The organism is Pseudoalteromonas sp. CR1 (genome assembly GCF_019392235.1).
Classification (GTDB): domain Bacteria; phylum Pseudomonadota; class Gammaproteobacteria; order Enterobacterales; family Alteromonadaceae; genus Pseudoalteromonas.
In genome coordinates this window covers 1-275 of the sequence record NZ_JAHXRM010000222.1, presented here as the reverse complement: position 1 = coordinate 275, position 275 = coordinate 1, and the positions used below count along the sequence as shown (strand labels likewise).

1 protein-coding gene is annotated in these 275 nt (G+C 68.0%); it reads right to left on the bottom strand.

The window, feature by feature from the left end:
• A partial coding sequence (locus tag KZZ04_RS19195) for a GNAT family N-acetyltransferase (RefSeq protein ID WP_219423855.1) occupies nt 1-275 on the bottom strand: 275 nt, incomplete at both ends.

Sequence of the window (275 nt, the reverse complement as noted above, 5' to 3'; positions counted from 1 at the left end):
CCCTGCTGCTCGGCTGCTACAAACAGTGCTTCCAGCGCCACCAGGCCAGCCCCGGCCCCGCGTGCAGCCCGCGAGACGTACACCGAATGCTCGGCAATGCCCGCGTAACATGGCCGGCTCCGGTAGCTGCTCACGCTGGCCCAGGCGATCACCTCGCCGTCGCGCTCGACCACGACTGTCGGGAAGTGGTCGCCCTTCTCGCGTAGCTGCGTCTCAAGCTGCTCTACCGTGCGTGGCTCCGTCTCGAACGTCGCGATCCGCTCAGCGATGCCCTC